Origin of the sequence: Corynebacterium sp. 045007, from assembly GCF_040743205.1 — a bacterium.
GTDB classification, from domain to species: Bacteria; Actinomycetota; Actinomycetes; order Mycobacteriales; family Mycobacteriaceae; genus Corynebacterium; species Corynebacterium jeikeium_D.
Genome location: NZ_JBFLKW010000001.1, coordinates 170,044 through 183,330 on the forward strand (window position 1 = coordinate 170,044; position 13,287 = coordinate 183,330).

A 13,287-nucleotide genomic window follows, 5' to 3' on the forward strand; every position below is an offset into this window, starting at 1 on the left:
CATTCTAGTAGTCAGCGAAAATCTCTACTTCGACCTGCCACCACTGGCCGCCCCAGTGCCTCGGACATATCCACCAGACGATCGGCCACGATTGTCACCGCACCAGAGGCTGTCTGCGCGATACCGCGCACCACCATCGCCCGCGAATTCACCGCTACCGGCCGAAATCGATTCCACAGCCCCGGCGTACACAGCACATTCACCAGCCCAGTTTCGTCCTCCATTCCCAAAAATGTCACTCCGCCAGCGGTCCCCGGACGTTGCCTATGCGTCACGACTCCCGCCACTTCTACTCGTGTTCCATCGGGCACTGTTTTCAGTTCCGCCGCAGGCACCACTCCACGTTCCTGCAGGTCTGCCCGCAACGCGGCCACCGGGTACTGCCCCGGGGTCACTCCCGTTGCCGTCAAATCGGCAGCTGCCAGCTCAAACTCCGTCATGCCGGGCAACGCAGGTGCGTCGGCAAGCGTGAGCCCCGGCAGCATGCCCTCACTTTCCGTCGCCGCCACGCCCGCCGCCCACAGTGCTTGACGACGGTCAATCCCCAGCGACCCAAGTGCTCCTGCGCGCGCCAGTGCTTCCATGTGCCCAACACCCAGCCGAGCTCTGCGGGCGACATCTGCTGCGTTGACAAATGGCCGCGCTGCGACGATACGTTCCGCCACGTCATTGCCCACACCGGCAATGGCGCCGAGCCCCAACCGAATACGCCCATCGATGACGCTGGCTTCCACGCCTGAAACCGAGATATCCGGACCATCGCAGCCGATACCGTGCCGGCGAGCATCGGCAATCAACGACTGCGGAGAGTAAAACCCCATGGGCTGGGCACGGAGCAATGCGACACAGAACTCCGCCGGATAGTGGTACTTAAACCAAGCCGAGAAATACACCAAGGAGGCAAACGACTGCGCGTGTGATTCCGGGAAACCGTAGGCGGCAAAGGCCACTATCTTGTTCCACAGTTGTTCCCCAATATCCGCATCAATGCCACTGGTGCGCTCCAGCCCAGCCAGAAAACGGGCATGAAGCGCTTCCATTTTGGCCACTGAGCGCTTCGACCCCATAGCGCGACGCAGCGAGTCCGCTTCCGCCCCGCTGAAACCCGCCGCATCGACGGCCATTTGCATCAGCTGCTCTTGAAATAGCGGGATGCCCAGTGTCTTCCCGAGGGACTTCTCCAGCACTGGATGCTCATAGGTCACCGGTTCGAGTCCATTTCGGCGGCGAATGTAGGGGTGCACGCTACCGCCTTGAATGGGGCCTGGGCGAATGAGTGCCACCTCCACCACCAGATCAAAGAACTCCCTCGGCTTCAGTCGGGGCAAGGTGGCCAGCTGCGCGCGCGATTCCACCTGAAACACGCCCACCGCGTCCGCGCGTGCCAACATCTCGTAAACCTCCGGTTCAGCGACATCTATTTCCCACAGGTTCACTCGGCGCCCATGCTGTTCATAGACCAAGTCAATGCAATGGTGGATGGCCTCCAGCATTCCGAGGCCAAGCAGGTCGAATTTCACCAGTCCCGCTGCCGCACAGTCATCCTTATCCCACTGCACTACCGAGCGACCTTCCATGCGTGCCCATTCCACTGGCACGACATCCGCAATCGGCCGATCACAAATCACCATTCCGCCAGAGTGAATGCCTAAATGACGAGGCTGCCCACGAAGCTGCTCCGCCAGTTGCTGCACCGGCTCCGGCGGGCACGCCTCCCGGTCTCTGACCCACGCATCGATAACGCCCGGCGAGTACCCCAACACCCGCGCCGCATCGCGCAATGCACCGCGCCGCCGGTAGGTAATGACATTGGCCACCTGCGCGGCATTGTCACGACCATACTTTTCATAGACGTACTGAATGACCTCTTCCCTACGGCCAGACTCGATGTCTACATCGATATCCGGTGGCCCATCCCGTTCTGGCGACAAAAACCTCTCAAACAACAGCCCGGCACTAATGGGGTCAACATTGGCGATCCCCAGCGCAAAACACACCACCGAGTTAGCGGCCGAACCGCGGCCCTGTGCCAGAATTCCCGCCCGGCGACAGAACTCACAGATGTCATGCACGATGAGGAAGTAGCCCGGAAAACCCAGCTCTCGAATCACAGTCAGCTCATTCTCTAACTGCGCCCACGCCCGCGCTTGCACGGAGCTATCCCCAGCTCCATCGACCGGACCATACCGCCGCCGTGCCCCTGCACGAGCAATTTCCCGCAACCATGAGTCCTCATCGTGACCAGCAGGAACCTCCCAGCGAGGCAACTCAGGCGCAATGAGATCAAGCGTAAAAGCACACTCACCTGCAATGTCCTGTGTTGCCTGCAGTACCTGCGCCCCCAGATACCGTGTTGCCGCCGATAGCTCCTCCCACGAACGCAACCAAGCTCCGCCTGCGGGCTCCAGCCGTGACTCGAACCCGTCTAGGTCCTCCCGCACAGCAAGGGCCTGCTTCGCCCCGGCCAACCGGCTTGCCGCAGGCGAGGCCGCCGTCGCAGCAGAGGAAACCACCTCTCGCAGGCCATACTTCACAGCTGCGGCCGAAATCGCCTCCGCGTCATCGGCCACCTGTGCGGTGGGGCTCAGGCGGTGCTCGAGCGCCACGTTCTCCGCACCGAAGGCCGCAATGAGCTCTTCCAAGTCGCCGACCCAGCTGACGTCGGCAAGCACCTGCCAGAAACCACCTGCGGCCTCCCCTAACTCTGGCAGCGAGGGATAGCAGACGACGGATTTCTCCCCTGCCGACATATGCGCATCACACAGCGTGTGGCTCAGGCGCCGATAGCCCTCGGGCCCCCGCCCCAGCACCGTGAGGGGCCGCTGCGGAAGCCCCAGCTCCGCGCCGATGATTGTGGCGATACCAGCCTCCGCTGCAGCCTCGGCAAAACGAGCGATTCCATAGAAACCATCGCGATCTGCCAGCCCCAACACGTTTAACCCCAAACGCGCAGCCTCGGACACCAATTCTTCCGGATCCGATGCGCCATGCAGGAATGAATAGCTCGAACGACAGTGCAATTCCGCCTTAATATCCGCAGGCGAAAATGACACGCCACCTCCGCCACTAACACCGCTTTCCGGAGCTTCAAAAGCCCCAACGATGGAATCTGACAGCTGCCCCCGCCAGCCATTGAAGCTGCCATTAGGCTGTAGTTTTCCTGAAAATTTACCCGATAGAATACGCTCAATCCGCGACCAGCTCAGTGGCCGACCGGACTGCTCCGACTGTCCGTCCGAGATGTTTTCCATGCCATGAACATTAACCCACCCTACGGACTGCATTCAAACGTATTTTCGATTAGTATGTGCATTAAGCGCCACCCCCCGGGACGCATCCGTAAGTCACACCTCAGCCACGTTCGACTGTTTAGGCTGAAGTTGAATTTTCAGCACTACCTGGGCAAGTGCTAGCCTTAACCCCAGAATTAAAGACAGCTTGGTCTAGTTCTGCCTTAAAACTTCAGCTAACAAATCCCATTAAATAAGGAGACCCCTCGATGAACCTCAAGCGTTTTTCCGCCGGTGTACTTACTGTCGCGTTCGCCGCAACCGGCCTTACCGCCTGTGGCAGCTCGGATGACGCCATTCGTATCGGCACCACGGATGCCGGCAAGAAGGCCTGGACCGTTTTCGAGCAGAAGGCTTCTGAACAGGGCATCGATCTGGATGTTCAGCCCTTCTCCGACTACCAGACCCCGAACCGTGCACTCGATGAGGGCCAGCTCGACGTCAATCTCTTCCAGCACATCAAGTTCTTGGCTGAGTACAACGTCGGCGCTAAGTCGGACCTGACTCCGATTGGCTCGAGCGAAATTGTCCCGCTGGCTCTGTTCTGGAAGGACCACAAGTCGGTTGATGAGCTGGAGAAGGGCACCGAGGTCGTCATCCCGAACGACCCGTCCAACCAGGGCCGCGCTATTAACGTGCTGGTTCAGGCTGGCCTGCTGAAGCTGAAGCAGGATGACCTGCTGACCCCGTCCCCTGCTGACATCGATAAGGAAGCTTCCAAGGTCACGGTTCTGCCGGTGGATGCCGCTCAGACTCCGGCCGCCTACGGTGAGGGCAAGCCTGCCATTATCAATAACTCCTTCCTGGACCGCGCTGGCATCGACCCGAACACCGCCATCTTCCAGGATGACCCGAACTCCACGGAGGCAGAGCCGTACATCAACGTCTTTGTCACCAAGGCTGAAAATGCTGACAACCCGAAGTACGCGGAGCTCTCCAAGATCTGGCACTCCAAGGAGGTCCAGGACGCAGTCGCTGAGGACTCCAAGGGCACCTCGGTTCCGGTTGACCGTTCGGCTAAGGAGCTGCAGGACATTCTGGATCGCGTCGAAGAGCAGCAGCGCGAGCAGAACTAACGCCACTGCCACCTAAGCACCGCCCAACACCAGGGAACACAGACCAAGGGGCACTGATTCACTCGTGACCAACAAGGGAACGAAGCTCGAATTCCGCGAGCTGAACAAGCAATTCGGCGACGTCACCGCGCTCGCCGACATCAACCTAACCGTTGAACCCGGCGAAATCCTCGGCGTCATCGGTTATTCCGGCGCTGGTAAATCAACGCTCATCCGTATGATTAACGGCCTGGAAAAGCCAACCTCCGGGCAGGTTTTGCTAGATGACACCGACATCGTCGGCATCTCCGAGCGCCAGCTACGGGGTCTGCGCCGCAATATCGGCATGATTTTCCAGCACTTCAACCTCTTCCATTCGCGCAACGCGATTCGCAACGTTGAATATCCGCTGGAACTGGCCGGTATGCCGAAGGCCAAGCGCCGCGCTCGCGCCCAGGAACTGCTGGAGTTCGTCGGTCTCGGCGACAAGGCGGAGTCCTTCCCCGAGCAGCTCTCGGGTGGGCAGAAGCAGCGTGTCGGCATCGCCCGTGCGCTCGCCACCGAACCGACGCTCTTGCTTGCCGACGAAGCCACCTCGGCACTCGACCCGGAAACTACTTCCGGCGTCCTGGATCTGCTGCGTCGCATCAATCGCGAAATGGGTGTCACTATCGTGCTGATTACTCATGACATGTCGGTTGTACGCGGTATCGCTGACCGCATGGCCATCATGGAAAATGGTCACATCGTCGAAACCGGTACGGTCCACGAGGTCTTTGCCAACCCCAAGACTGAGGTTGGCCGCCGCTTCGCCACCACCGCACTGCGCGATGTTCCAATTGGCCGTGAACGCGATTCGGTGAATCAGTCTGCCGAGAGCGCAGCGGCTCGCCTGGTCACCATCACTATCAATGACGGTGTTGACCTCGGTGCCCTAGCACAGGCCACTAGTGCCCACGGTGTCGCCGCCTCGGTGGCACACGGCGCAGTCGCCAATGTGCAGGCGAAGTCCTATGGTCGCCTTACTTTGCGGTTGACTCCGCTGACAGGTAATTCCGCCTCGGATTCCTCTGATTTCGATGCCGCCATTGCTGCTATTTCCGAACTGACACAGGTAGAGGAGCTTGCATCATGATCGGTCTCTTAAACTCTCTGCCATCGGTGAGTGGCAAGGACACCAACTGGGATAGCCTCGGCCCAATGCTGGGCGAGGCATTCGGCCAGACGCTCTACATGGTCTGTGTCGCCATGCTGATTGGTGGTGTTGCAGGTCTGGCAATCGGCGTGCTGCTCTACACCACCCGCGACGGTGGCGTGTTGCGCAACAAGTTTGTCTACCAGGTCCTCAATGTCCTGATTAACTTTGTTCGCCCAATCCCGTTCATCATCTTGGTTACGGCCATCGGCCCACTGACAAAGAACGTGGTCGGCACCACGATCGGCACCGAAGCCGCGGTGTTCGTCATGTCGATTGCCGCCACATTCGCCATCGCGCGACTGGTGGAGCAGAACTTGATGTCCATCGACCCCGGCGTGATTGAGGCCGCCCGTGCGATGGGCGCAAGTCCGTGGCGCATCATCCGCACGGTCGTCGTGCCGGAGGCACTGGGCCCGCTGGTACTGGGCTACACCTTCGCCTTCATCGCCGTGGTCGACATGTCAGCTATGGCCGGCTACATCGGCGGTGGCGGACTGGGCAACTTCGCAATCACCTACGGTTACCAGGCATTCGACTGGAACGTCACCCTGGTGACAACCCTGGTCATCATCTTCATCGTCCAGTTGGCGCAGATCTTCGGCAACTGGCTCTCCAAGAAGATTATGCGCAGGTAGCCGCGCACATTAGCTAGCCACTAGCTAGCGGCGGGTTACTTCGACCGCAGCCCAGCCCTTCTTTGGCCCTGGAGCATCACCGCAGGAAGACACAACGCCTTCCGTGGTGATTTTCTCCAGGGCCACTTCATATTCCACGACCTTGTCGCGGTCGCTGGGGCCGTCGTAAAGCGCGACGACTGCAGTCGTGCCGTCGACGTCAACGCGTGCGACATCGTCTACGCCCCACGTATCGGCTTGACGACGCACAGCCAACTCGGCCGCCTGCCCCTGCGGGGTGTAGATACCACGGCCGCGGCAGCCCTCTGCATGCACGATGCCCTGCTGAGCGTCTTCGATGACCCCCTTGGCATCCACCGCACTCAGACGTCCAAAGCTGTAATTCCATGGCAACAGCACACTCGCCGGCGCAAAGCGGTGCCCCTTAGAGTGCGAGGTTTCCCACACGACCTCTGGGTAGAGATTGTGCATCGCAGCAGCGAGCGGGCGACCTTTAATCGCACAGCAACGATCGCGCTTACCGTGCGTACAGATGAGAAACAGTGGATGGTCCAGACGAGTGGCCCCCTCGGTGGGCTGGCCAGGGCGGATATCCAGAGTCATCAGGTCTTCAACATCAGCAACCATGCGATGTTCGAGAAAAACCTCAGAGCCATCCACTGATTCACAATGCGCGATATAGACGTTAACGCCATCACACGGCTGCTGGCCGATTCGGCCTGGCTTTCGAATCAGCTGCAACGCGCCGCCGCGTTCAGACAACCAGGCCTCTACCTGACCGGTGATCTCTGCTCCCCATACCCCGCCGTCAAAAATATCGTGCGACCAACCGAGTTGGTGCTCCAACGCAATAAAGAGCTTTCCGGTCTTCGCAGTACCGGGAAGCGGCTCAGTCATCTGAGCAGAACAGGTGGTATCAAATTTGGCCTGGCTCATACGCCTAAGCGTAATTGAGTGCTCCCTGCGATTGGGTCTTAGGTCGCAGCGTTCACCCCTGTTTTATTACTATTGTGCAACACTTTGACAACAAATACTTCTGACCTCGACTTTTGTAGTTCAGCTTGTTGAAATTCCGTAACTGCGCACATACCGTCAGACGTATGAATACGAAATCGCTGGATGTTTCGCGCACCCGTACCCGTATCGCGGCATCCCTGTGCCTCGCATTGGGCCTGGCTCTCGGCGCTTGCTCCTCTGACTCATCCCCAGACTCGGCTGCTGCAGTGTCTATGAAGACTGACTCAACCGCTGGCACCTCCGATTTGTCAAGCAGCTCTAGCAGCTCCACTAGCTCGTCTGCGGCAGCGCAAACCACCATGGATGACGATGCTGCTCCGGAGGGCGATTTCAATAGTTCCTCCTCAGAAGCTGCCCCTTCCGATGGCGCTTACTTGGGTATTGAAGATGTTCGTGTCGGTTCCCACGACGGTTACGACCGCATTGTCTTTGAACTCACGGGCGAGGGCACTCCGGGATATTTCGTCCGTTACGAGGATGTGCCGACCCAACAGGGCTCCGGCAAACCGATTTCGGTCGACGGCACAGCCAAGCTGGTAATCGACTTGCGGGGCATGGGCTACCCCTTTGATTTCCAGATGGAGGACTTCCCCTCTGACTCGGTCAAGCCGACATCAACTTCCGTTATTAAGGAAGTCGTCGGCGCCGGCACCTTCGAGGGACAGACTCAGTATGTCGTCGGGCTCAAGGGAGATAAGACCCCATTCAAGGTTTTCTCGTTGAGCAATCCGAACCGCCTGGTTATTGACTTCCAATCGAAGTAATCGGGTTGCCCATCCCCGGTGCCGGCCCCTCGCTACGCCTCTACGCGTAAGCCCCCTCGATTCTCCATGCGCCGGCATGCCCTATGAGCAACCAGGCGGCGATGGTACCGTCATGCGCTACCGCACGGATTTGTAGTCTTGCCGCTCGGCGAGCCTCATCGGGTACCCACCAGCGCTCGTCAATCGGCCAGGGCCCAGCCCACGATGACACGCGGTACGTTGTCACTCCATGCCGCACCAGAGATGGTTCCGCCGTCATGGTCGCTCGCCCAGTTACGCCCACGATCTGCCCATTGGCATCGAGCACTTCCACCTCAGCATTAGCAGTCGCGGGAATAGTTGCCGGATTGGGAGCAAGAACGGCTCCCGGCCACGGCTGATTATTTTCCGCGGTTTTTGTGTTTTTGGGGTTTTCTCCGAAAGCGACAAATCCCACTCTTTCCCCTGGGCCACGCCCGCCCTGCATGATTGGTTGCTGTACTGCCTCTGACCCCAGTAACCCCTGCACACGCTCGGCAGCCCGGCGCGCTTTGGCTCGCGCATCATCACTACCGTGCCACAGATCCTGCTTTACGGCCCCGGCGGCGACCACATCCAGTGGCTCTAACTGCAGCTCTACAATTCCGCGGCTGTCATCTCCATCATTTTCCTCAGCGCCGTCAACAGTTCCAGCAACAGTGCCGCTGTCCCCTCGTGGCTGCTGCCGATTCCTGTTATTCAGCCAGCCATCGAGCTGCCACCGAACCCTGTCAGCCGTAGTCTGTTCTGCCAGTGGCTCAGTGCAGCGCCATACTCTGCGCACCTCTGAGCCGTCACTAAATTGCGCCACTACCGCTAAGCGGTAACACGAATACCCATGGTTAAAAAGTTTTTCATGCAGTTGCCCAGCTAGAAAGCGCGCGACGAATGAGGCCTCATCCACTCTCCGGAGTGGACTCTCCCAAGACTGGTAACTCACAGCCAGTCCGGGCGGCAAAGATCGCGGCGCCACCAACCGCACTTCCCCACGGCAGGCCAAATCGTGCCATCTAGCCCCCTGCGCCCCAAACCTGTTGGCTATATCCCGCTTCGGTAACGCAGCGACATCCCCCAATGTGCGCAGGCCGAGTTCCTGCCACGACTTCGCAAGCTCTGCGGGCATCTCCAGTGCACTTTCCGCCCTCAGCTCCACCAGAGAGATTCCCTGCCGAAATCTTTTGCCTTCATCTTCCCCGGGAGCTACCAGCACTCCCCTGCGCGCTGCCAAAATAGCTGTCACAATATCGTCCGCGAGCCCCAAGCTGCAGTCCACGCCCGGTACCGCAGCGGCATCAAGCAGCTTTTCCAAGGCCACATCCTGTCCGCCGTAATAACGCATTACCCCTCGCGCTGCCACAACCGCCAAGCCTGGCCGTAGAGCTTCGACCCCAGCTGCCACCGCCTCCAACCGTTGCAGCACGGACTCGAATTCTGCAGCGTCGCGCACCGCACTTTCCTCGACAACCTCCAGCTCCGGGCACAACGCTTCCGCATGGCGACGGCTTTGCCCGCGCCGTACCCCTGCACGGCGCGCACTCGGAGAACAAGCAGCTACTCCGCTATCACCCACAATCGCAACTGGACTGAGCGGATTAGCCTGCGACGTCACAGATGCTAGATGTGCTGCCTGCACTGGCCAATCAGGAAGCCATAGCGCCACCACACGGCTCGATTCCGCCGCTACCACTAGGACCTCCTCTGCGCGGGAAACGCGACCACATTGTTCTGTTCCACCTGTTCCCCCACCCGCCAACGGCACTGCCTCCGCGGAAACCGCGTCCCCGACACACTGACTTGGTAATCCACTGCTCGAATCCGGCCATAACCAGTGCCAAGCCCGGAAACACCAGCGACAGAGCTGGAAATTTCCGCAGCAGCGCCCGGCCACTGCTGCCCGACAAAAACCAGAGCACAACCACTCGTGCGCAGTCGTGCCTGCAGCGGACGTGCCTGCGACGGCGGCGGAGTGCGCGCCAACGAAGCCACCACCAAGTCAACGCCGTCCGCCAACAGCCCAATTACTTCAAGCGGCTGCATTCCAGGATCTGGCACACAGACAATGTTCGATAGCTTCCCGCCCAACTCCACCACGGAGAGCAACCCCTGTTCAGCGAGTCCAACTAGCGCAACATGACCTGTCTTCGTAACTTCCGCGATTAGACCTGCCAATACCGCACCGGGCTGTTCAATGACACTGACAGCCCCTTTTCGCACTGCTCCCGCCAACGTATTTTCCAACGCCTCCGGCACCGGCAGAGCCTCACCGAGCCCAAAGGTTGCACCAGTTGCAGTCCCACCAGACTGGGCTGCCATCGCCTGCCGCAATGCCGCAATAGTCTGTTCCTTAGACTGCCCCGCAGCAATATTGACCGCCGTTGTCACTTCTTGTTCCACCTCATCCCGCTGCTATCCCACTGCCATCTCACTGCCATCCCCACTGCCCTGCCCACCACGAACACTGCTCGAATATTCTTTCCCAACAAGCGGATTAAACACTACCCTAAATAGAATGTACGTTCGATATTAATGTGCGAAGAAAAGCGCCGCACACCACCGCGCGACGCTCTAACCTCAGCCGAGTACTACATTTCGTACTACTTAGGCCTTCACATCGAGAACTACATCGAATTCGAGCAAATCAGCCGACGACGACACCGGCTTGCGCTTTTCGCCCTCATGCGAAGCCTTGAAGGCACGGCCCTCACGCCACCCCTGGTAGGCCTCCTCGCTCTCCCACTCGGTAAAGACAAAGTAGCGGCTCTCTCCTGCAGTTGGACGCAGCAGCTGGAAACCAATGAAGCCCGGCACATCGCTCATCTTTGAAGAGTTTGCGGAAAAGCGACGTTCGAGCTCTTCTCCCGAACCCTCAGGAACGGTAATAGCGTTAATTTTTACAATGCTCATGGTCATAACACTAGCCACACAACTCTCAACAATCTATAGTTCCATCGCTACTAAAATTAAGAAGTATGACAGATTCCAGCCGGCACCAACACTCTTCAGGCTCTTACCAAGACGGGGCCGAACGCACGACAAAATTTATCAATAGTCCCGTGCGCCTGGGGACGGCAATTGGCGTCACCACCGCAGTGATCGCACTGCTCGCATTGCTTAAAGCCCACATCATCGGCTCCATTGGCTGGTGGATCATGATAGCGCTTTTACTGGTACTCATCGGCACCACACTTTTCGTGCGCCAGGCAAAAACACCCACCAAAGAAACTCGGCCCTCCTACTTCGCAGAGCCGATGCGTGAGTCACCAAACGACATCTCGTGGAATAGCAGTATAAGCGTGCTGCTCATCTTCCCCGGAGCATGGATCATTGCCGCCGTCGCCGAACGAATTTCCTCTACACCGGTCGCCTGCATAATGACCCTAGTTCTGTCCGCCATCACCGCTACCTGCGCAATCCTGCCGCGGCAATTCGGATTCCTCCCTCTCGCCGCGCATCTTCCTGACAATTTCGCCCAGCGCTGCCCCTACCCCGCCGACTCACCAGAGGCCCGCATCCTCACAGTCCTCTTCATCGCACGTCTACGCGACGGCTACGTCTTCTTCACCGACCAGCTCCCCTATTTCGCCATGCTTGACGACGATACCGTGAGCGCAGCTCTCCACACCCTAGCCGCCGATAAGCGCATCACCATCGCCAAGAACAATTCGGCCCTGACGGAAAAGGGCCGTGCCCGCGAGTTTGCACAACTCACAGACACGGCCCTTGCCAACTAGTGGCTTACTCCCACTCAATGGTTCCCGGTGGCTTGGAAGTCACATCCAGGACCACGCGGTTGACCTCAGGCACCTCGTTGGTGATACGAGTGGAGATTTTCTCCAGCGTATCGTAGGGAACACGAGTCCAGTCAGCGGTCATCGCATCCTCAGAGGAAACCGGGCGCAGCACGATTGGGTGGCCATAAGTACGACCATCACCCTGGACACCAACCGAGCGGACGTCGGCAAGCAGGACGACCGGGCACTGCCAGACAACCTCGTCCATACCTGCGGCCGTCATTTCCTCGCGTGCAATGGCGTCGGCGCGACGGAGGGTATCCAGACGCCCCTCATCGACAGCGCCGATGATGCGGATACCAAGACCCGGACCCGGGAACGGCTGGCGAGCGACGATTTCTTCCGGCAGCCCCAGTTCGCGACCGACCGCACGGACCTCGTCCTTAAACAGCAGGCGCAGCGGCTCAACGAGGGTGAACTCAACGTCATCCGGCAGACCGCCGACGTTGTGGTGGCTCTTAATGTTGGCGGTACCAGAACCGCCACCGGACTCAACCACATCCGGGTACAGGGTGCCCTGGACCAGGAAGTCCACGGTCTCGCCCTCCGGAGCGCCCTCCAGCGCCTGTGCGACAGCGCGCTCGAAGGAGCGGATGAACTCACGGCCGATGGTCTTACGTTTGGTCTCCGGATCGGTGATACCAGCCAGAGCATCCAGGAAGACCTTGGAATCGTCGACGGTAATCAGCTTCGCACCAGTTGCGGCAACGAAATCCTTCTCAACCTGCTCGCGCTCGCCCTGGCGCAGCAGCCCATGGTCGACGAAGACACAGGTCAGACGGTCACCAATAGCGCGTTGCACAAGTGCGGCGGCAACTGCGGAGTCAACGCCGCCAGACAGACCGCAAATTGCGCGACCGGTCTCACCGACCTGATTACGGACCTGCTCAATCAGCTCTTCCGCGATGTTAGCGGCAGTCCAGTCCGGCTCCAGGCCAGCAATCTCATACAGGAACTTCTCCAGAACCTGCTGACCATACGGCGAGTGGTTGACCTCCGGGTGGTACTGCACACCGGCCATGCGCTTTTCCAAGCACTCGAAAGCCGCTACCGGAGCACCCTTGGTGGACGCCGTAACGGTGAAGCCCTCCGGCGCCTTAGACACCGCGTCACCGTGGCTCATCCACACCTCGTGTGTCTCCGGCACACCAGTGTGAGCGACACCGCCACCGTCGACGACGTTCAGCTGCGTGCGGCCGTACTCACGGTCACCGGTAGCAGCAATCGTGCCGCCGAGCACCTCAGTCATCGCCTGGAAGCCGTAGCAAATACCAAACACCGGAATGCCCAGCTCAAGCCACTCTGGGTTGAGCTTCGGGGCACCTTCGGCGTAGGCACTGGACGGGCCGCCGGACAGCACCAGCGCAGCCGGGTTCTTGGCCTTAATTTCTTCGGTCGTCGCATCATGCGAGACCACTTCGGAATAAATTTTTGCCTCGCGCACACGTCGCGCGATGAGCTGCGCATACTGCGCACCGAAGTCCACGACGAGGACGGGCTTAGTCACCTGTTCAGACAC

Annotated in this window: 11 protein-coding genes; 5 read left to right on the forward strand and 6 right to left on the reverse strand. The window is 59.3% G+C overall.

Annotation, left to right across the window (positions count from 1 at the left end; all coding sequences use genetic code 11):
* Nucleotides 1-11: 11 nt before the first annotated feature.
* Nucleotides 12-3,251: an error-prone DNA polymerase gene (locus AB1Z34_RS00770; RefSeq protein ID WP_367157757.1), complete on the reverse strand. Its 3,240-nt coding sequence runs from the start codon at nt 3,249-3,251 to the stop codon at nt 12-14.
* Between the two features lie 248 nt (nt 3,252-3,499).
* On the opposite strand from AB1Z34_RS00770, the gene AB1Z34_RS00775 reads away from it, so the two are divergent.
* The 3 genes from AB1Z34_RS00775 to AB1Z34_RS00785 all read left to right on the forward strand — a co-directional run bounded on the left by AB1Z34_RS00775 (nt 3,500) and on the right by AB1Z34_RS00785 (nt 6,178).
* The gene (locus AB1Z34_RS00775) at nt 3,500-4,366 is read left to right on the forward strand and encodes a MetQ/NlpA family ABC transporter substrate-binding protein (protein ID WP_016422131.1); all 867 of its coding nucleotides are present in this window, start codon (nt 3,500-3,502) and stop codon (nt 4,364-4,366) included.
* Nucleotides 4,367-4,430: 64 nt separating this feature from the next.
* Complete coding sequence (locus AB1Z34_RS00780) at nt 4,431-5,480, forward strand: methionine ABC transporter ATP-binding protein (RefSeq protein ID WP_049190340.1); 1,050 nt, start codon at nt 4,431-4,433, stop codon at nt 5,478-5,480.
* A gap of 65 nt (nt 5,481-5,545) precedes the next feature.
* Complete coding sequence (locus AB1Z34_RS00785; RefSeq protein ID WP_224433327.1) at nt 5,546-6,178, forward strand: methionine ABC transporter permease; 633 nt, start codon at nt 5,546-5,548, stop codon at nt 6,176-6,178.
* Between the two features lie 24 nt (nt 6,179-6,202).
* On the opposite strand, the gene AB1Z34_RS00790 is transcribed toward AB1Z34_RS00785, so the two are convergent.
* The gene (locus tag AB1Z34_RS00790) at nt 6,203-7,114 is read right to left on the reverse strand and encodes a sucrase ferredoxin (RefSeq protein ID WP_070549721.1); all 912 of its coding nucleotides are present in this window, start codon (nt 7,112-7,114) and stop codon (nt 6,203-6,205) included.
* Nucleotides 7,115-7,278: 164 nt separating this feature from the next.
* Here AB1Z34_RS00790 and AB1Z34_RS00795 point away from each other — a divergent pair, with 164 nt between their 5' ends.
* Nucleotides 7,279-7,959 (forward strand): hypothetical protein, encoded by a 681-nt coding sequence (locus AB1Z34_RS00795; RefSeq protein WP_070549720.1) that lies wholly within the window; start codon nt 7,279-7,281, stop codon nt 7,957-7,959.
* Between the two features lie 40 nt (nt 7,960-7,999).
* Here the strand turns inward: AB1Z34_RS00795 and AB1Z34_RS00800 are convergent, their stop codons facing one another.
* The 3 genes from AB1Z34_RS00800 to AB1Z34_RS00810 all read right to left on the reverse strand — a co-directional run bounded on the left by AB1Z34_RS00800 (nt 8,000) and on the right by AB1Z34_RS00810 (nt 10,881).
* Nucleotides 8,000-9,664: a DNA polymerase Y family protein gene (locus AB1Z34_RS00800; RefSeq protein WP_070549719.1), complete on the reverse strand. Its 1,665-nt coding sequence runs from the start codon at nt 9,662-9,664 to the stop codon at nt 8,000-8,002.
* Nucleotides 9,664-10,359 carry a hypothetical protein gene (locus AB1Z34_RS00805; RefSeq protein ID WP_048731702.1) on the reverse strand — a complete coding sequence of 232 codons (696 nt, stop codon included), beginning with the start codon at nt 10,357-10,359 and terminating at the stop codon, nt 9,664-9,666. The genes AB1Z34_RS00800 and AB1Z34_RS00805 overlap by 1 nt, the downstream gene beginning before the upstream one ends.
* 216 nt (nt 10,360-10,575) lie before the next feature.
* Nucleotides 10,576-10,881 (reverse strand): antibiotic biosynthesis monooxygenase, encoded by a 306-nt coding sequence (locus tag AB1Z34_RS00810; RefSeq protein WP_070549744.1) that lies wholly within the window; start codon nt 10,879-10,881, stop codon nt 10,576-10,578.
* 65 nt (nt 10,882-10,946) lie between these two features.
* Here AB1Z34_RS00810 and AB1Z34_RS00815 point away from each other — a divergent pair, with 65 nt between their 5' ends.
* Complete coding sequence (locus AB1Z34_RS00815; RefSeq protein ID WP_016422123.1) at nt 10,947-11,708, forward strand: hypothetical protein; 762 nt, start codon at nt 10,947-10,949, stop codon at nt 11,706-11,708.
* 4 nt (nt 11,709-11,712) lie between these two features.
* Here the strand turns inward: AB1Z34_RS00815 and guaA are convergent, their stop codons facing one another.
* Complete coding sequence (gene guaA / locus AB1Z34_RS00820; RefSeq protein WP_048731530.1) at nt 11,713-13,287, reverse strand: glutamine-hydrolyzing GMP synthase; 1,575 nt, start codon at nt 13,285-13,287, stop codon at nt 11,713-11,715.